This is a genomic window from Cohnella phaseoli, from assembly GCF_003386235.1.
GTDB lineage: Bacteria > Bacillota > Bacilli > Paenibacillales > Paenibacillaceae > Cohnella > Cohnella phaseoli.
In genome coordinates this window covers 17,009-34,012 of the sequence record NZ_QRDZ01000036.1, presented here as the reverse complement: position 1 = coordinate 34,012, position 17,004 = coordinate 17,009, and the positions used below count along the sequence as shown (strand labels likewise).

Here is a 17,004-nt window from a genome sequence, read left to right as displayed (position 1 = left end):
CCCATCGTAACATATTAATCCTATGATGTTAATAAGTTTTAAGGACAGAGTTTTGTCGACTTTATGGAGCTTGAACGAGCTGGCCGGAGAGCTGCTCCTGGACGTAGCTTCTAACCTTCTCTACATCCGGAACGAGCACATCCATCCCGCCGATCATGGCGTTCTTGAACGCGTTCATCTGCGGAACCTGAATACCGTTCAGGTTACCGGTGTCCAGCTTAAGACCGAGTCGGGCCAGCTCGAACATATCGCTTGGCGGAATACTCGTCTCGATATAGGGGGCGATCCCGCTGAGTAGTTGAGGCAGCTTGAGCAAGGTCGTCGTCGATTTCAGCTTGTCGGCGATCGCCGAGAGGAAATTCCTCTGGCGCTCGGAGCGGGAAAAGTCGGACATGGCATCGCTGCGGAATCGAACATATTGCAGCGCGGTGAGCCCGTCAAGGTGCTGTACGCCCTTTTCCAAGTTGATGCTGTATCTCGGATCGTCCCGTTTGTCGATATGCCGCATGTTTTTTTCGATTTCGAAATCGATTCCGCCCAACGCGTCGATCAGCGAAATGAAGCCCTCGAAATCGGTGTAAACGTAGTAATGGATCGGCAGCTCGATCAGGTTCTGCACCGTTTCCATCGCCAGCAGCGGTCCGCCTAAAGTAATTGCGGCGTTCAGCCGATTGGAGCCATGGCGCGGAATGTCCACGTAAGTGTCCCGTAGAAGCGAGAAAAGATGCGTGCTCTTGGAGACCGGATCGATGGATACGACAATCATCGTATCGGAGCGGGGCTTGGCGTTGCTCTTGACGCCCCGCGAGTCGCCTCCCAGCAGGAGAATATTGATCCGCTCGTCCGCGAAACGCTCGGGCGGCTCGATAACCGGCACCGGAGTGGGAGCGCTTCCGTCCGCCGGCATGACGGCGCTCGGCTGGTTGTCGGCCGGGGGTTGATAGATCTCTCCGGCGAATGAAACGATCGTATAGATGTAATAGGCTGCGATTGAAGCGATGATGAGAAAGACGCCAAGGCCCCCGTAAAGCAGCATTTTCTTTTTACTTATGCGTTTCTTGGGTGCGCGCGATCTGGAGAGGCTCGTTGCGTCTGTCGACTCTTGCTCCATGACGTTTGTCCATCCTTCCCGAAGGTTCGATATCCATAATACGTAGCAAATGGGAGGAAAGTTGTTCCATTCCATAAAATCGATCTCCAAAATGCATATAAAGAAGACAAAAACCCCGCTCGTGAGAATGCATTTCCAAGCCTATAATAGAGAGGAGCAAAGCTTGAAGCCGTGCGGAACACCGTGCGTACAAAACGAAACCATGGGATGGTGGGAGATCAAATGAGCAAACCGCAGGTAGGCATTCAATTGTATTCCGTGCGCGACCGCAGCGAGAAGGATTTCTTGGGCACGATCAAGGAGATCGGGGAAATCGGCTATAAAAACGTGGAGCTGGCCGGCTACTACGGACATTCCGCTAAGGAAGTGAAGCAAGCGCTGGCCGATGCCGGACTGCACGCTCCTTCCGCTCACGTAGGGCTGTCGGTGAACGACGCTGCGATCTGGGACAATCTGAAGAAGCAAGTGGAATATGCGCAAGAGCTGGGCATTCAACGGTTTATTGTGCCGTGGTATCCGCTCGGCGACAACCCGACGCTGGACGACGTGTACAAAATGGCCGATACCCTGGAGCAAGCTGGCCGGATCGTCAAAGATTCGGGAATGTCGTTCGGCTACCATAACCATGCTTTTGAATTCAAACCTGTAGGCGACAAGCTCGTCATCGATCACATTCTGGAAAGAGTTCCGGCCGAGCTGCTGTTCGCCGAGTTCGATCTGGGCTGGGTGAAGGTGGCTGGCGAAGATCCTGCAGCTTATGTGAACAAATACGCCGGACGTCTCCCGGTCGTGCACGCCAAGGATTTCAAAGAGGACGGCACGGATTCGGAGATCGGCAAAGGCTCTGTAGATTGGGATTCGGCGCTCGCGGCTTGCGAATCGGCCGGCGTGGAATACGTTATCATCGAGCAAGAGCAATACGAGGTGTCTTCGATCGTCAGCGCGAAAAACAACTTCGAGTGGTTCAAAGCTCGCGGCTGGATCTAATTAGGACGATATCGATTTAGAGCGGAGGGACTCGGCGGAAGCCGGGTCTCTTTGTCGTCATGAGATGCGGTGTCGCGGAACTAGAGAGACTGCGGGATCGCTTTTTGTTAGGATAGAGAGGAAATGAGGATGAAAGGCCGGTGAACGACGATGGAACTCAGACAATTGACGATGGCGGATTACGATGAAAGAATGGCGTTGTTTCAATTCGCCTTTCAACAGAGATTAACGGCAGAGCAACTGGAGCAGCGGAAGAAGAACTTTCGTCCCGAGCAGCAGTGGGGCTTTTTCGATGAACAAGATAAGCTGCTGTCGGTTTTGGGGCTTATGCCTCTTGAAGCATGGGTTCAGGGAAAAAAGCTGGCTCTCGGCGGCATAGGCAGCGTCGCAACATGGCCGGAAGCCAGAAGGCAGGGCTGCGTCGGTCGGCTGCTCTCGCATGCGCTGGAGACGATGAGGAAGAACGGTCAAAGCGTGAGCATGCTTCACCCGTTTTCCTTCCCCTTCTATAAGAAGTACGGCTACGAGCAGACGATCGATCGCAAGAAGTATACAATCGCGACCCGTCTGCTGCCTACTCGCAAGGAAACGCCGGGCGAGGTGAAACGAATGACGGTACCGGACGTTTCCGTTCTGGATACGGTCTATACGGCTTACGCTTCTCGCTATAACGGGACGTTGGCGCGTTCGGCAGAGTGGTGGGAGGATCGAGTGCGGCGACAGGAAGGGACGGCTGCCGTTTACTATAATGAGGACGGTTCTCCCGAAGGCTATCTGCTCTACGACTGCCTGAACGGCAAAATGACGGTGCATGAGCTGACGGCGCTTAACGAGACGGCAAGAGCGGCCATATGGACGTTCATCGCCAATCACGACTCCATGATCAGCGAAACGATCCTTAATGCGCCGATAGACGACGATCTTCCTTATTTGCTGGACGATCCGAGAATCGGACAAGAGGTCGTTCCGTACTTCATGTCCCGGATCGTGGATGCGCAGGCGTTCGCAGAGCAATATTTTTGGAACGGCGGGAAGGACGGAGAGAGCGTATTGCTATGCATGGAGGATCGGCATGCGCCATGGAACGAAGGCGCGTTCCGGCTATCGTGGAGCTCGGAGGGCGAAGGCAAGCTGGAACGGCTTGAGGGCAGCACGGCACAGGAATCGGGCGGAAACGGGGAAGCGATCCGTTGCGACATTCGTGCGCTGACGGCGATGCTGCTCGGCGGGCGGAAGCCGTCTTGGCTTGCATCGGTCGGCCGGGTCAGCGGGCCATCGGATAGCCTGAGGCTGTTGGAGAGACGTATTCCGGAGCGGACTCCGTTCTTGATGGATTTTTTCTGACGATAAGGACGATTATGCTCACGATTAGACTTTTGTGGGCATGTGTCTCCTTCCGGTTGCTGTTGCCGATGTGAAATCTGAATAGGTAAACCCGCAACAGGGGGATTTCACATCGGCAAAGGCAAACGCTCCGCTCCTACAGGAGATACATGCCCCCTTTTTCATCGTTCTCTTATCCATAACTTTGGTTCAATCATTGCATGAGCCGTATTAGACGAATCGATTCGTCAGCTTGCCCAGCTTGTCGATCTCTACGCTGACGACGTCTCCCGACTTCAGATAGACGCGCCGTTCCGGCGGAAGGCCGAAGACGACGCCCTCTGGGGTACCGGTCAGGATCAGGTCCCCCGGCTCCAGTGTCATATGGCGCGAGACGTAGCTGACAATCTCCGCGCACGAGAAGATCATGTCCTTCGTGTTGGAGTTCTGCCGCAGCTCCCCGTTCACCCAGGTGCGCAGGCCGAGATTTTGCGGATCTCCGACCTCGTCGGCCGTCACTGTATACGGACCGATCGGGCAGAAGCCGTCCGCCGTCTTGCCGAGCATCCATTGCGATGTGCGCATCTGCCAGTCCCGGGCGGAGACGTCGTTCACGGCGCAATAGCCGTGTACATAATCGAGCGCCTTTTGCTCGTCGACCGAGGCGGCCTTGAGACCGATGACGATGCCGAGCTCGACCTCGTAATCGACCTCCGCCGTTCCTTCCGGAATGCAGATGTCCGCTCCCTGTCCCGCGATCGTATTGCCGTACTTGCTGAATAACAGCGGCACGGGCGGATAGGGCAGCTTCGATTCGTCGGCATGCTTGCGGTAATTCAGTCCGACGCAAATGATTTTGCCGGGCTTCGGCACGCAGGCCGCCCAATCGATTTCATCGGCCGCAAGGAGCTTGGGAAGACCTAGACGGCGAAGCTCCGAGACATAGTCGGCGAGAGCCTGAAGTCCTTGAGTGCCGGATTGAAGCAGAGCCGTCGGCTCGATTGGAACGCCATCCGCGGGATGGGAGGCCAGCGAGGCTTCTACGTCGAGCACGCCTTCCTCCAACTGCACGCCCAATCGATGCGCCCCGTTTTTTTTCATCGTTAACCATTTCATGTCGTTAATCTCCTTTCGCGCGACCATCCATATGAAAAATTTCCTGCATGTCGGCCCACAAAGAGCCGGACGAAGAGGAGAGCGGAAGCTGGCACGGATCGGTCAGCTCCAGCCACCGGCGCATGAGCGGCTCTTCTGCAAGCCGAGCCATGTCCCCCTCGTAATGCTTGCCTACGTACTCCTTGTAGCTGAACAACAGATGTTCGTAATGATAGATCGTAAAATTCCTAACGCCGTAAATTTGGAACAGCACCAGAAGCTCCGGCCATACGGCTTCATGCAGCTTGCGATATTCGTCCCAGCGCTCCGCGCGAACGCGGACAACGCTGCCGAAACGACGCGGTTGCGTCGAGTGATGCGACATAAAGGCTCCTTTCCTCCGGAATGACCGGCTGCCACTTACAAACGATAAAATTCTTTAGCCGTTCCTCCAAGCAGTGCATCCAACTCCGGCTGCGAGAGTTCTCCGGCCGTACGAACCAGAGTATCCAGCGCCTCTTCGTACGGGAGGCCAGCATTCGAGATTGGCCAATCGCTTCCGAGCATAAGTCGCCGGGCGCCGAACAGGCGCAGAGCGGCTACGACAGCAGGAGCTATGGGCTGAGCGACACTCAGACCGGACAGCTTGCAATAGACGTTGGGAAATGCGGCGGCGCGGGCCAGCTCCGCTTCCCAGGCCGCCATGTCCGGCGTGTCGACGGGCGGCCGGCCCAGATGATCGATGACGATTCTCAGGTCGGGCACGGACTGTGCGATCATCCCCACATGGCGCAGATGTTTAGGGAATTCCACGCCGGCATCGAACGAGAAGCCCGAAGCGGCGAGCACGCTCAGTCCTTTCAGAACATCGGGCCGAACGAGCCAATTGTCGTCCGGTTCGACCATGACCAAATGCCGGACTCCCTTGAACTTCGGATGGCGGCCGAACACTGCAAGCTGAGAAGCGGCTTGCTCCGGGGAAGCAAGATCGACCCATCCGACGACGCCCGAGATCCATGGATAAAGATCCGTCAACCCAAGCAAATACTTGGTTTCGTCCAATCCGTCCTTCGCTTGCACGACGACGGTGCCGGAGATGCCGGCTTTCCGAAGCTTGGGCTCCAGCTCCGGCGGCTCGATCGTGCGGTACAGCTCCCCGAACGCTTCAGGGCTCAGAATAGGATAATGGAGCCGCTCGATGTTCCAGAAATGCTGATGCGCATCAAAACGCATGATCGCAGGTGAAGGGGCCCTTGCTCAAAATTTCGCCCGGAATGAACTTGAATTTCTCGATCAGCTCGTCCGTCAGGTTGACGCCCAGGCCCGGAATACCTTTCGGGAACGTGACGAAGCCGTTCTCGTATTTCAGCGGCTCGACCAGCAGCTCGTCGCGCAGCGGGTTAATCGTACGGTCGTACTCCATGATGATCGCGTTGGGCGAGGAAACGATGAGGTGAAGGTTCGCCATCAGCGATACGCCGGACGTGAAAATATGCGGCGCCATGCGCATCTGGAACGCGTCCGCGATCGCGGCAATTTTCTTGCACTCCATAATGCCGCCGCTGCGGGTGGCGTCCGGCTGAACAATGTCGACGGCGCGCCGAGCAATCAGCTCCTTGAAGCCATATTTCGTATATTCGTTCTCGCCAGCGGCGATCGGAATGTCGATCTCGGACGCAAGGCGGGCATAGCCGTCGATATCGTCGTTGATGAGCGGCTCCTCCAGCCAGAACAAGTCGGCTGGCTCCAATCCCCGCGCCACACGTAGCGCCGTGTTGAAGTCCCAGGTCGCGTCCACGTAGCTCATGCCGGCGTCGGCCATCAGGTCGATGTCTCTGCCGATGGCGTCGCGGACTTTACGCACCTTCTCCACATCGCCGCGAGGGTTGCCGCCGATTCGCATTTTCAGCGCCGTATAGCCCTCTTCCTTATGCCGCAGCATCTCTTCGATCAACTCGTTCTCTTCATTGCTCATGCCCGCGCTCGCATAGACGCGGACGCGATCGCGGCAGACCCCGCCGAGCAGGTCGTACACCGGGCGATTCAGCGCCTTGCCGACGATGTCCCACAGGGCAATCTCCAATCCGCTAATAATTTTGATCGCGCCGCCTTTACGGCCCCAGTGCAGGGAGCGGACAAACATTTTGCGCCATAGCTTCTCGATGTCGAAGGGATTTTCCCCGATCAGCATGGCTCGGAAGTGTTCGTCGATAATCGAGGATACCGATTGTGGAATACAGGAGTCCTCGCTGACTTCGCCGATGCCGTGAAGGCCTTTATTCGTCCAGATTCGCACAAGGGTCGCGTTGCGCTGCAGCGTCGTCCAGCCTGGACATTGCCAGCGTTCTTCCTCGCTATAGCGATACGACAGGCGTATCGTCTCGATGTTCGTAATGACCAGTTCGCTCATGAAAATCACCGTCTCTCGTTAAAATTTCAAAGCTTCCACCGTTCCGTTTATGAAGGAGCGTCGCACCGCAGCCGCGATCTCCATCGTTCGCAGCGCGTCGGCCATTGTCGACAGGGGCGGCTCTTCGCCTAGCAGGCAGCGACAGATGAAATGCTCGGTCTGCTGCTCGAACATCTCCAGGTAGAGCGGGTATTCCCGCTGTATCTCCGCAGATCCGTTCACCTGGTCGCGGCGGGAGAAGTGCATGCCGCCGGATTCGCCGAGCATCTTAAGCTTGAAGGTCCACGGATCGCTCGTCTCGTCTTCTCCAGCCCAGGAGACGTACAGATGAGCAAGCGCTCCGCTCTCGAACTCTGCATTTACCGTCACCTGTTCGTCGCCGTCCGGGAAGAGCTCTCGCCGGATCGTCCCCGCGAACGCCTGAATACGTCGGGGTACGCCGAGCAACGCGATCATTAGATAGATCTGATGGCACAGCACTTCGATGGAGGGGCCGTGATAGAGGCGGGCCCGCTCGTCCGGCATCCGGTAAATCTCGCTCATGAACATCGACAGCGGACGGCCGACGGCGCCTTCGCCAATCAACCGTTTCATGCGCGCCAGCTCCGGCAAATATAAATAACTGTGGCCGGGAACGCACCACTTGCCCTGTTGCCCGGACAAGTCGATCAGGCGGCGGATACCTTCGAGATCGTGGCTGACCGGTTTCTCGACCAATACATGCTTGCCGTGCTTTAGGACGGCTTCTGCCAGCTCGATGTGGCTTTCCATCGGGGTTAGCACGTAGATCGCCTCAATGTCGTCCGACAGCAAAAGCCGTTCCGTCGTCCGCGCTTCCGCGCCCCATGCAGCGGCTTTATCCGCCGCCAAGCCGACGTTGCGATCGCTGACAGCGACCAGACGGGCGGCGGAGCAGCGCAGGATCGCTTGGGCGTGAAAATCCGCGACTCCGCCGCAGCCGATGAAGGCGATGCGTACTGGAGATTGGGCGTTAACGCTTCTCATCCTCGTCACTTCCTTTCCAGGTTAAGGCATGAGCGGAGCGCCGAAGCGTTCCCGCACATAATCGCTGTAACGGCGGAGCATCGTTTTCATCGCTTCATCCGGAACGGCGTTCGGCCGTCGACAGACGTCGTTCTTGACGATGCCACGGGCTTTTAAAATCGTTTTCTCAAATTGGACGAACAGCTCCGCCGCCTGAGTCGTATGGTTCAGAACCGGAAGCAGGTCGTTAAACAGGCGGAAAGCGGTCGTTTTATCTCCGCGCATGAAGGCTTCGTAGACGGCCAGGTAGGGGACGACCATTGCCGCTCCCGGCATCATTCCAACCGCTCCTCGCTCCAGCGAGTCGTACATCTGGACGCAGCCGTTGCCGATAAATACGCCCATCCGTCCTTCGGTCTGCTCGACGATCGAATTGAGCAGAGGCCCCGGGGGCACCGATTCGGCTTTAATATACAGTTCGCCGCCGCGCTGCCGCTCGATATCCAGGAAAGTGGAGACCGGAATGGAAACGCCTGTGACATTCGGGGCATACTGGATCACGACCGGGAGCTTGACGCTGTCCGCTACGGCATGGATGTGCTCGATAATGGCTTCGTTGCCCGGCGGTATGAAGGACGGCGGAACGATCATCACTGCGTCCGCTCCGGCCTCTTCCGCATGGCGGGCGTCCTTGACAGCCAGCGCTGTGGCATTGCGCGTAATGTTGACGACGACGGGAACGCGGCCCGCGACGTGCTCGACGGTCGTCTCGATCATCAGCTGTCTCTCGGCGTCGTCAATCTTGTAGAATTCGCTGGCGACCCCAAGCAAGGCAACGCCGTGAACGCCTTCGGCGATGACCGTGTCGACGATCGAGCGAAGATCGGAGTAATCGACGTTCGCACCGTCGTCCGTAAAGGGAGCCGGCAGAATGGGAATGACTCCGTGCAGTTTCTTCATTGTAGTTAACCTCCTCTAAATGGACAGAACAATTTTGGCGACTGGGCCCGGATCGGAGAGCAGCAGCTCGAAGGAGGCTTTGCCTTCCGACAGCGGGCTGATCTTGAACCAGTCGTCCAAGCCGACGCTGCCGTCCGCCAGCCATTGGAGCGCGGTTTCGAAGTCGCCGTCATCGTAGCAGAAGGCTCCCCTAAGCTTGAGTTCGTTGCGAATGATCACGTTGACCGGCAGCGGACTGTCCGCTTCGTGCAGCCCGGAGAACACCACCCTGCCGCCAAGTCGAGCGTTCAGAGCGCTTTGCATTCGCGTAGCTGCCGCGCCGACGGCATCGGCTACAACGTCGAAGCCGCCTTCGGGCATCACCGCGCGCAGTTCCTCCTCGCCGGTTACGGCGATCGCGCCGAGCTCCTCCGCAATCCGTCGGCGATGCGGATTCAGCTCGGTCAGTACAATATCGCTAAGACCGAAGCGCCGCGCGGCTTGCAGAAGCAGCAGGCCGATCGGTCCGCCGCCGTAAATCAGCAGCCGGTCGGCAGGGTCCAGCTCCGCCAGTCTGGCCGCGTGTATGGCGCAGGCGAGCGGTTCCGCTAACGTGCCGGCTTCCATGGAGACGGATTCCGGCAGCCGGTAGACGCTGGCGGCCGGAGCCGTCGTATATTCGGCGAACGCGCCGGGGCGGTGAACGCCAACGATCTTCCGGCTCTCGCACAGTTGAGGGCGCCCTTCCCGGCAGCTTCGACAGACATGGCAGGACAGGAGCGGATTAACCGTCACCCGATCCCCTGGGCTGAAGCCTTGAACGCCTTGTCCAAGCGCGGCGATCGTGCCGGAAAACTCATGGCCCATGACGAGAGGAGGCTTGCGCAGCGAATTGTGCCCGAGGTATCCGCTCAGCTCCGAGCCGCAGATTCCGGCTTTAGCTACGCGAATCAGCACCTCGCCGTCTGCCGGCTCGGGGATCGACATTCCCCGGACGTTCATCTCTCGCGGACCCTCGTAGACGAGGGCGCTCATAAGCGTTTTTCCCATTGCGAATCATCCTTTCGGTTATCCTTTGACGGCCCCGTCGGCGAGGCCGGAGACGAAGTAGCGCTGCAAAAACAGGAAGACGATCAGAACCGGCAGCGAGGCGAGCACGACAAGGGCGAAAATCTTGTCCCAGTTAGTGCTGTACTGACCGACGGCCATATAAATTCCGGTCGTGACGGTGTAGCCCTTGGTCGAGCCGAGCAGTACGAGCGGGTTCAGGAAGTCGTTCCAGACGAACAGGAACAGGAAGATGACGACGGACGCGGTCGGCGGCTTCAGAATCGGGAAGATGATGCGCCAGAAAATCTGAAACCCGTTCGCGCCTTCCATCATGGCCGATTCGTCCAGTTCTTTCGAAATCGTGCGAATAAAGCCGGTATAAATAAATGCAGTAAACGGAATGTACCATCCGGTGTTGTACAGGATCAGCCCGGACTCGGAAAACATTAGGCCAAGCGCCCGCAGCAGCTTAATGATCGGAATGAGGATGACCTGGGGAGGAATCATCATTCCGCCAAGCAGCAGCAAGTAGGCGAAGGTAAAAAAACGATGCTTCGTTCTAGCCAGCACATAGGACATCATCGAGCCGAGCGCGACGAGACAGACGATGGAAGCAATCGTAATGAGCGCGGTCGTTCCGTATGCTTTGAAAATATTGAAAGTCGGCGTGAACGCCGCTTCGGCAAAGTTGCGCAGCGTTAGCTTCGCGAACGGGATGCCCATCGGGTCGGATACGATTGCGTCCTTTGGCTTGAATGCGTTGACGACCGCGATATAGAAAGGGACGAGCAGCACGAGGCAGAGCAAAATCAAGAAGACATGCCGCAGTCGGTTGGCTGCGCGTTCGCTCATAAGATCCGCTCCTCTCTCTTGCGCAAATAAAGGGTCATGACGATGGAGATAAAGGCCACAAGCGCCATCAGAATGACGGCCAGCGAAGCGGCGTAGCTGAACCGGTTCGTGTTGATGCCGAGCTTGACGATTGTAAAGGCGGCCGTCTCCGTCGCGCCGCCGGGCCCGCCGTTCGTCAGCACCGCGATGCGGTCGTATTCCCGCGCCAGCGTCGTGAAGATGAAGATCATGCACATCGTCATGCTGGGCGCTAGCATCGGGAAGGTGACGCTGCGGAACGTCTGCAGCCGTCCGGCTCCGTCGATCTTGGACGCTTCGTACAGGTCGTTCGGTATGCCTTGCAAGCCGGCGAGATAGAGAACGATAACTCCCCCGAGATTCTGCCAGACAATTAGAATTGTAATCGTCAGGATGGCGTTGCTCGGGATGCCGAAGATTTCCAGCTTCTCTAAGCCGAGCTGCTCCAGTACGCCGTTGAGAATGCCGTTATAATTCAGAATCGCCTTCCAGAGGAAGCCAACAACGACTGCGCTTAGCAGCAGCGGGAAAAAGAACACCGAACGGTACAGATTGGTCATGCGGCCGGGCTTGTTGAGCAGCACGGCGAACAGAAGGCCAAGCACGTTGATCGCCAGCGTGCCCGCAATCGTAATAACGCCAGTCACGCGCAGGGCTCGCAGAAAGTCCGCATCCGAGAAGGCGGCGATAAAATTATCCAAGCCGATGAGCCGATAGACCGGACTTAGTCCGTCCCAATCGTGCAGACTATAGTAGACGCACATGCCGATCGGGATCATCATGAAGATCAGGTAGACGAGGAAGCCTGGGGCAAACAAAAGTCCCCGCGTCCATACGTCTTTTCTCATAGTCGATTCACTCCCTTGCTTGCGAGATCCGGCGAGAAAAAGCAAGGGTACAGGCGACGAGCGCGTGTACCCTTGGCGTTCGATTCGGGACTGCGGTCAAGCCAGCCGCGGATCGGGCGTCCGGGCCTCTTACTTGTTCTTCTCCCAATAATCGTCGAGGCTCTTCATTTCCTTGGCGAGCTCGCTACCGTTCAGTAGCAGGTTCTGTCCAACCTTGGCCAACTGGTTGCCGAGCCCGTTCACCGGGAAGTCCCCGGCGCGCTGCGTCTCGTAGCCGGACATCGTGCCTGCTTCCGCAAGCAGATCGGCAATCTCTTGCTGCAGCGGAGAGAACTCGTAGTTGTCCGGCTCGGCGAGACCGGAGAACATGCCGTCGCTAGCGGCGAAAGCTTTGTGAAAATCGGGATCGAGCACCAAATACTTGGCGAACTTCAGCGCGGCTTCCGGATGAGCCGTCGTATTCGATACGGCGAAGCTCGTTCCGCGGGAGCCGGACATGTACGTTTTCTCCCCATCCAGCGTAGGCGGAGCGAACACTCCGGCCTCGAAGCCCGGATTGGCTGCCGCATAGGCTGCCGTGAACCAGGAACCCATCGGATACATTGCGCCGTTGCCCTTGAGGAACTCCTGCTCGACCTGCTCATATCCGATGCTAAGCGCGCCTTTGTTGAAATAGCCTTTGGCGGCGAAATCTTTGTAGCGTCCGGCGACGGCCATCCAGTTTTCGTCCTGATAGCTGACTTTGCCGGCGTTCTTGTCCGCGTACCAGTTCGGATTTTTGCCGAAAATCTCCGGACCGGTCAGAATGGAGAACGTCAGAGTCGTCATCCAGTCGCCCGCGGTCAAGAATGGGGTGATGCCCGCTTGTTTCAGCTTGTCGGCGACCGCTTCAAGCTCGTCCCATGTGCGAGGAAGCTTCTCGATGCCGGCTTGGGCGAACAGGTCCTTGTTGTAGAAAATTTGCGTGTGCGGTTGCAGATAGGCTTGGAGCGTGTAGAGCTTGCCTTCGAGCAGCAGCGATTCGTAATCGTTGATTTTCTTAATGTCGTCGTCGATCGGAATGTCCATCAACGCTCCGGCCTTGGCGAAATCCTGATAGGAGATGTTGCTTAGCACGTCCGGGAAATCTCCGGCAGTGAGCAGCGTCTTCGCATAGTTGTCGTTCAAGCCCTCAAGCGAAGGAGCCTGAATCCGCTTGACTTTGATGCCGGGATTTTTCGTCTCGAAATCTGCGATCCATTTGTCCCAGAATTCTTCCGTCAGGTTGGTCGTGATGAGGGACAAAAAGGAAATTTCCACCTGCTCTTCAGGTGTTTGGGACGACGACTGACCAGGAGAAGCCGACGGACTGCCGGATGCGACCGGATCGTTGCTTTTGCCGCAAGCAGCGGTGAACGCCAAGGACAGAACAAGCGTCGAAGCGGCTGCCAGACGCGGCCATTTTCTTGTTTTCATCTGATGATCCCCTTTCGAATCTTGTTGAGATTTGCTACAGTTCTAGTATATTTCGAGGCGGAAAACGCTCTCTACAGGAATAACTTGCGATTTGCTGGACGAATTAAACGAATTCGCACCGCGCGGACAGGAGGGTGCCGATGTTAGCCAGATTATACCGTAATTTGATTGGACGGTTTGTCTTCCGCAAGCTGACGCTCGGCATCGGCGCGGCGCTGTTGCTCGTGTTCGTGCTGATCGGGCTGCTAACGTATTACCGGTTCTACGGATTGCTTGAGGAACGGGAAAATGATTTGCTGAAGGTCCGTACGGAGCTGTTGCGGGAAGAATTGGCCGATCTGATCACTCAGTTCAAGCGGGAGACGATCGCCATCTACCCGCTTAGCGGAACACCCGGCTATTATTCCCGCTTTTTACCGGAGGGCGTTGCCCGGACGGAAGAGGAGGCGATCGCGGAGCGGAAGTATTTCACCGGACTGCAATCCTACATGCTGGAGAGAAACGCGAACGTGATGTCGGTGCTCATGTACCGAGGGGCGGATGGAGCGCTTTTTCACAAGAGCCGTTATCCGTCAGCCGCTCTGGATCGCGAGTTCGATTTGACGGGTTTGTTCGCCGCATTGCCTCAAACCTACGAATACCCGTTCATCGGGCGCGTAGACGGCTTGTACGGCAATATAGATCGTCCGCTGCTCTATCTGATCAATCCGCTGTTCGACTTTTCTGATATTCGCGCCGACAACGCTACGGGATATTTTATGACGGTCATCGATTCGCGCACGTTGTTCGGCAAGTTCATGCCGACGGAGGAGCGGGATGGACGGGTCGTCATTCGCCAAGCGGGAAGGACACTTCTGGACAGCCGCGAGGGAGAGGAGCTGAGCGAAGAAGTGATGCTACGGGCCTCAGCGGACATTCCTGCATATGGGATAAGCGTTGCCGGCATGGTTAGCAAAGCCAGCATTCAGGGCAGGCTGTCCGAGATTACGCTGTTAATCGTTGGAGGGCTGTTCGCGATTTGGATTCTATGTATGCTGCTTATCCATTACATTCTTGGCTTTGTCACCAAGCGACTCCGCGGCATGACCCAGCATTTCAAGCGCGTGCAGGCCAATCCGTTCGCCGAGCCGATGGAGAAGACGGGCAATGACGAGATCGGCGATCTGATCGACCGCTTCAACCGAATGACCCGGGAGCTTCAGGATTATATCAACCGGGTGTACGTAGCGGACGTTCAGAAGAGCAATGCGGAATACTTGGCTCTGAAAATGCAGATCAATCCCCATTTTCTGTACAATACGCTGGAATCGCTACGGATGCAGGCGGTCGTCGGCAAGCAGCCGGAAATGGCGAACAAGCTGTTCTATCTCGGGCGGCTGTACCGCTGGCTGCTTAAAACCGAGAGCGAGGAGATTCCGGTCGAGGAGGAGCTTCGGTATACCCAGTATTATCTCGATCTGCTGCTGATGGGGAAAACGAAGCAAGTCGAGCTGGAGGCGAAGAGCGACGAGGATTTGCGAGATTGCATGATGCCGAAGTTCAGCTTGCAGCCGATCGTTGAAAACGCGATTTTGCACGGGGAACTGGAGAAGGCGGACGATCCGTTTATTCTTCTGAAAATCGGGCGCGAGCGGGAAACGGGAGCGCGCCTGATCGAAATCTGGAACAACGGCAAGGGAGCGACGCTCGCCGAACAGGCCAAGCTGAACGATTGGCTGAACGCCAAGCACGTCATTCCGACGGAGCATCTCGGCCTGAAAAACATTCACGAAAGAATCCGGTCCTATTATGGGGACGCTTACGGCCTGTTCGTCAATTCCTTGCCTCCTGAGAAGGGGTTTTCCTTGACGATGAAGCTTCCGGCCGATTCCACACCGAGAGGGGCGCATAAGCATGCCTAAGCTGCTGATCGTCGACGACGACGAATATATCCGCAACGGATTAAAGCATCTGATCGATTGGGAAAATCTCGGCATTGAGATCGTGGGAGAGGCCGAAGGCGGAAACGAAGGCTACGCCATGTTTCTGAGCAAGGCGCCGCATCTCGTGCTCACCGATATTCGTATGCCCGGCGGCAACGGGCTCGAGCTGATGGAGAAAATCCGCGAGAAAAATTGGAACACGCATCTTATCGTGCTGAGCGGCTATGACGATTTCTCCTACGTTCGACAGGCGATGAAATACCAAGTGGAGGATTATTTGCTCAAGCCGGTCGATCCGGGCGAGCTGGAGGAGATCGCCAAATCCTGCGTGGAGCAGATCGAAAGCCGATGGATGGACGAGCAAATCCGCCGGGAAACGTTCCAACTGCTTCGCAACAATGTATTAAACCGCTGGGTAGAGAACAGAATCGAAGACGAGCAATTACGGGAGAAGCTCGATTTTCTGAAAATTCGAGTCGCGCATACGCGTCTCATTCAGGCTGCGGTGATCGGGTGGAAGGATGCGAGAGAGGGAGAACTAACCGAGGCGGAGCGCAATTTCCGTTCTTTCGCGATCTATAACGCGATGGACGAGCTGCTCGCGGAGGCGGGAAAGGGCGTGGCGTTCCTCAACGCCGGACAGCAGATCGTCTGTCTGCTATTTGGCGAAGGGAAGGACGCCGAGGCGTTCGCGGACGCGAATCTGGCCTGGCTGCGAAGCGCGTCGGAGAAATGCTCGGGTCTGTTGAAGACGCCGTGGTACTGCGCGATAGGCAAACCCGCGGAGCGTTTGCACCTCGCACACGTCTCGTACGGCGACGCGCTGCGCCTGCTGGACGGCATGGAGCAGACCGGTCCCGCTCAATGCGCAGACCGCCGTTCGCTTGCTGCGGCTTCCGCGGAAGCCGGTCATGAGGCCAGCGATCACGGGCAGATCGTTCCCGCTCTGGCCGCCGGTCGCCGGGAGGAATGGGAGTCAGCGTTGGAACGGGATTTCGCGGCCTCGCTGGAACAGGACGACCCGCTGGCCGCGGCAAAATACATCGCTTCGGAATGGATCGCAACCGTGAAGGAGGCGCTGCGGCTGCTTCGGGCCGAGGATGCTCGTCAACGCTTGCCGGAAGAACTGTTCGCCCGGCCGTTCGCGTCCGCTACGGTTCCGGCGATTCGCCAGGACGTGCTGCGTCTGCTGGAGGCGGTCGATGAAATCGTCCGAGAGCTATCCTCCCAAGAGAAAAACCGGCTGACGGTGGAGACGGAGCGATATTTGCGCGAGCACTTCCGCGAGGAGTTGACACTGCAAATGGTCGCCAACGAGCTGCATGTAAGCCCGATCTATCTGGGGCGCCTTTTCAAAGCGGAGACGGGGGAGTTTTTCAGCGATTATTTGAATCGGCTGCGGCTTGAGGACGCGATGCAACAGCTTGCCGGGACTTCGCTTAAGGCATCGGAAATCGCGTCTTTATGCGGATTCTCCGATTCGAATTATTTCTTTCGCAAATTCAAGCAGAAGATCGGAATGTCCCCGACGGAATACAGGACGGCTGCCGCTGCGGGGATGCGGGGCGAGTTGCAGTAAAAGCTGCCGCTATGTTCGATGTATAGGTATTTTGCTATCCGCGGCGGGCATTTTTTGGAAGGTTGTCAACCGGGCGGTGATTGTGATAAAATAAAAATACTGTTTTTGTAACGGGATTTAGGGGGTGTAGTCGATGGACATCGTACTGAAAATTATCCTGGTCATTTTCTCGATCGGACTGATTGCGGTCGTTCTGCTGCAACGCGGGAAGAGCGCAGGTCTGTCTGGGGCGATCTCCGGGGGCGCTGAGCACTTGTTCGGAAAACAGAAGGCTCGCGGGATCGATTTGTTCCTGCAGCGTCTGACGATCGGCTTGGCAGTTGGTTTCTTCATCCTTTCTTTGGTGGTTGCTTATTTCGTGAAGAACTAGGACGGGATAACAATCAGGCGGGGGGCGAGAGCTTCCCGCCTTTTTTGCATAGAACGGCATA

16 protein-coding genes are annotated in these 17,004 nt (G+C 56.9%); 5 read left to right on the top strand and 11 right to left on the bottom strand.

Features of this window, described 5'->3' with window-relative positions:
- Window positions 1–61 precede the first annotated feature (61 nt).
- The gene (locus tag DFP98_RS31855; RefSeq protein ID WP_246016939.1) at window positions 62–1,111 is read right to left on the bottom strand and encodes an LCP family protein; all 1,050 of its coding nucleotides are present in this window, start codon (window positions 1,109–1,111) and stop codon (window positions 62–64) included.
- Between the two features lie 222 nt (window positions 1,112–1,333).
- On the opposite strand from DFP98_RS31855, the gene DFP98_RS31850 reads away from it, so the two are divergent.
- Window positions 1,334–2,098: a sugar phosphate isomerase/epimerase family protein gene (locus tag DFP98_RS31850; RefSeq protein ID WP_116064675.1), complete on the top strand. Its 765-nt coding sequence runs from the start codon at window positions 1,334–1,336 to the stop codon at window positions 2,096–2,098.
- 150 nt (window positions 2,099–2,248) lie between these two features.
- Window positions 2,249–3,442 (top strand): GNAT family N-acetyltransferase, encoded by a 1,194-nt coding sequence (locus DFP98_RS31845; RefSeq protein WP_116064674.1) that lies wholly within the window; start codon window positions 2,249–2,251, stop codon window positions 3,440–3,442.
- A gap of 210 nt (window positions 3,443–3,652) precedes the next feature.
- Here the strand turns inward: DFP98_RS31845 and DFP98_RS31840 are convergent, their stop codons facing one another.
- From DFP98_RS31840 to DFP98_RS31795, 10 genes are all read right to left on the bottom strand, one after another.
- Window positions 3,653–4,537, bottom strand: a complete 885-nt coding sequence (locus tag DFP98_RS31840) for a fumarylacetoacetate hydrolase family protein (protein WP_116064673.1) — start codon at window positions 4,535–4,537, stop codon at window positions 3,653–3,655.
- A 4-nt stretch (window positions 4,538–4,541) separates the two neighbouring features.
- Window positions 4,542–4,901, bottom strand: coding sequence for an L-rhamnose mutarotase (locus DFP98_RS31835; protein WP_116064672.1), 360 nt, complete (start codon window positions 4,899–4,901; stop codon window positions 4,542–4,544).
- Window positions 4,902–4,936: 35 nt separating this feature from the next.
- Window positions 4,937–5,749 (bottom strand): amidohydrolase family protein, encoded by an 813-nt coding sequence (locus DFP98_RS31830; protein WP_116064671.1) that lies wholly within the window; start codon window positions 5,747–5,749, stop codon window positions 4,937–4,939.
- Window positions 5,739–6,926 (bottom strand): mandelate racemase/muconate lactonizing enzyme family protein, encoded by a 1,188-nt coding sequence (locus tag DFP98_RS31825; RefSeq protein WP_116064670.1) that lies wholly within the window; start codon window positions 6,924–6,926, stop codon window positions 5,739–5,741. Before DFP98_RS31825 ends, DFP98_RS31830 begins: the two co-directional genes overlap by 11 nt.
- A gap of 18 nt (window positions 6,927–6,944) precedes the next feature.
- Window positions 6,945–7,931, bottom strand: coding sequence for a Gfo/Idh/MocA family protein (locus DFP98_RS31820; RefSeq protein ID WP_116064669.1), 987 nt, complete (start codon window positions 7,929–7,931; stop codon window positions 6,945–6,947).
- Window positions 7,932–7,952: 21 nt separating this feature from the next.
- Window positions 7,953–8,870: a dihydrodipicolinate synthase family protein gene (locus tag DFP98_RS31815; protein WP_116064668.1), complete on the bottom strand. Its 918-nt coding sequence runs from the start codon at window positions 8,868–8,870 to the stop codon at window positions 7,953–7,955.
- A 15-nt stretch (window positions 8,871–8,885) separates the two neighbouring features.
- Entirely contained in the window at window positions 8,886–9,899 is a 1,014-nt protein-coding gene (locus tag DFP98_RS31810; protein WP_246016937.1) for an alcohol dehydrogenase catalytic domain-containing protein, read from the bottom strand.
- Window positions 9,900–9,917: 18 nt separating this feature from the next.
- Window positions 9,918–10,751: a carbohydrate ABC transporter permease gene (locus DFP98_RS31805; protein WP_116064667.1), complete on the bottom strand. Its 834-nt coding sequence runs from the start codon at window positions 10,749–10,751 to the stop codon at window positions 9,918–9,920.
- Window positions 10,748–11,617, bottom strand: a complete 870-nt coding sequence (locus tag DFP98_RS31800) for a carbohydrate ABC transporter permease (protein WP_116064666.1) — start codon at window positions 11,615–11,617, stop codon at window positions 10,748–10,750. Before DFP98_RS31800 ends, DFP98_RS31805 begins: the two co-directional genes overlap by 4 nt.
- Window positions 11,618–11,746: 129 nt before the next feature.
- On the bottom strand, window positions 11,747–13,072 hold the full coding sequence (locus DFP98_RS31795; protein WP_116064665.1) for an ABC transporter substrate-binding protein: 1,326 nt from the start codon (window positions 13,070–13,072) through the stop codon (window positions 11,747–11,749).
- Between the two features lie 140 nt (window positions 13,073–13,212).
- On the opposite strand from DFP98_RS31795, the gene DFP98_RS31790 reads away from it, so the two are divergent.
- The 3 genes from DFP98_RS31790 to secG all read left to right on the top strand — a co-directional run bounded on the left by DFP98_RS31790 (window position 13,213) and on the right by secG (window position 16,943).
- On the top strand, window positions 13,213–14,973 hold the full coding sequence (locus DFP98_RS31790; RefSeq protein ID WP_116064664.1) for a sensor histidine kinase: 1,761 nt from the start codon (window positions 13,213–13,215) through the stop codon (window positions 14,971–14,973).
- Window positions 14,966–16,573 (top strand): response regulator transcription factor, encoded by a 1,608-nt coding sequence (locus DFP98_RS31785; protein ID WP_116064663.1) that lies wholly within the window; start codon window positions 14,966–14,968, stop codon window positions 16,571–16,573. Before DFP98_RS31790 ends, DFP98_RS31785 begins: the two co-directional genes overlap by 8 nt.
- 133 nt (window positions 16,574–16,706) lie before the next feature.
- Complete coding sequence (gene secG, locus DFP98_RS31780) at window positions 16,707–16,943, top strand: preprotein translocase subunit SecG (protein ID WP_116064662.1); 237 nt, start codon at window positions 16,707–16,709, stop codon at window positions 16,941–16,943.
- Window positions 16,944–17,004: the final 61 nt, after the last annotated feature.

Bases quoted from the DNA above. Each gene is read 5' to 3' on its own strand.
- DFP98_RS31835 (WP_116064672.1), bottom strand. From the start codon at position 4,901: ATGTCGCATCACTCGACGCAACCGCGTCGTTTCGGCAGCGTTGTCCGC.
- DFP98_RS31785 (WP_116064663.1), top strand. From the start codon at position 14,966: ATGCCTAAGCTGCTGATCGTCGACGACGACGAATATATCCGCAACGGA.
- DFP98_RS31820 (WP_116064669.1), bottom strand. From the start codon at position 7,931: ATGAGAAGCGTTAACGCCCAATCTCCAGTACGCATCGCCTTCATCGGC.
- DFP98_RS31790 (WP_116064664.1), top strand. From the start codon at position 13,213: ATGTTAGCCAGATTATACCGTAATTTGATTGGACGGTTTGTCTTCCGC.
- secG (WP_116064662.1), top strand. From the start codon at position 16,707: ATGGACATCGTACTGAAAATTATCCTGGTCATTTTCTCGATCGGACTG.
- DFP98_RS31810 (WP_246016937.1), bottom strand. From the start codon at position 9,899: ATGGGAAAAACGCTTATGAGCGCCCTCGTCTACGAGGGTCCGCGAGAG.
- DFP98_RS31850 (WP_116064675.1), top strand. From the start codon at position 1,334: ATGAGCAAACCGCAGGTAGGCATTCAATTGTATTCCGTGCGCGACCGC.
- DFP98_RS31830 (WP_116064671.1), bottom strand. From the start codon at position 5,749: ATGCGTTTTGATGCGCATCAGCATTTCTGGAACATCGAGCGGCTCCAT.
- DFP98_RS31825 (WP_116064670.1), bottom strand. From the start codon at position 6,926: ATGAGCGAACTGGTCATTACGAACATCGAGACGATACGCCTGTCGTAT.
- DFP98_RS31805 (WP_116064667.1), bottom strand. From the start codon at position 10,751: ATGAGCGAACGCGCAGCCAACCGACTGCGGCATGTCTTCTTGATTTTG.
- DFP98_RS31795 (WP_116064665.1), bottom strand. From the start codon at position 13,072: ATGAAAACAAGAAAATGGCCGCGTCTGGCAGCCGCTTCGACGCTTGTT.
- DFP98_RS31800 (WP_116064666.1), bottom strand. From the start codon at position 11,617: ATGAGAAAAGACGTATGGACGCGGGGACTTTTGTTTGCCCCAGGCTTC.
- DFP98_RS31845 (WP_116064674.1), top strand. From the start codon at position 2,249: ATGGAACTCAGACAATTGACGATGGCGGATTACGATGAAAGAATGGCG.
- DFP98_RS31815 (WP_116064668.1), bottom strand. From the start codon at position 8,870: ATGAAGAAACTGCACGGAGTCATTCCCATTCTGCCGGCTCCCTTTACG.
- DFP98_RS31855 (WP_246016939.1), bottom strand. From the start codon at position 1,111: ATGGAGCAAGAGTCGACAGACGCAACGAGCCTCTCCAGATCGCGCGCA.
- DFP98_RS31840 (WP_116064673.1), bottom strand. From the start codon at position 4,537: ATGAAATGGTTAACGATGAAAAAAAACGGGGCGCATCGATTGGGCGTG.